The 423-nt window shown below is 60.5% G+C and carries 1 protein-coding gene; it reads right to left on the bottom strand.

Going from position 1 to position 423, the window contains the following annotated elements; all coding sequences use genetic code 11:
* A partial coding sequence (locus tag SB753_RS34975) for an esterase-like activity of phytase family protein (protein ID WP_410804619.1) occupies window positions 1-423 on the bottom strand: 423 nt, incomplete at both ends.

The following is a 423-nucleotide window of genomic DNA, read 5'->3' as shown; positions in this document are numbered from 1 at the left end:
CGGGAATGTCGTTCGCGCTGTAGCCGTGCGCAGTCAGTTGCGCGACGACATCGAGGAACAGCGTTTTTTGCACCGCATACGGCGCGAGCCCGGCTTGCCCGCTCGTGTTGCTCACGTCCTGCGCGTTCGCCAGATCGATATGGAAAACACGCTTGAAAACAGCGGTCGAATTGTCGCCGAGACCCTTGCCGTCACGCTCGTCCACCAGCAGTTCATGATCGTTCACGGCGACCACGTCGCTGATTGTCGGATACTTCGGTTTCGCGCTCGTGCCGATGTTCGTGAGCGGATACGCGAACTGTGTGGTTTTACCGCTGCGCACGTCGATCTTCACGATGCGCGTGAACGCGCCGTCCGTGCCGCCGTCCTGAATCAACGGGCTTTGCATCGCGCCGAACAGCGTCTTGCCGTCGGGAGAAATGG

It is taken from the genome of Paraburkholderia sp. SIMBA_053 (assembly GCF_046534895.1).
GTDB lineage: Bacteria > Pseudomonadota > Gammaproteobacteria > Burkholderiales > Burkholderiaceae > Paraburkholderia > Paraburkholderia caledonica.
The sequence above is the reverse complement of the archived record's forward strand: the minus strand, read 5'-3'. Positions and strand labels throughout refer to the sequence as shown.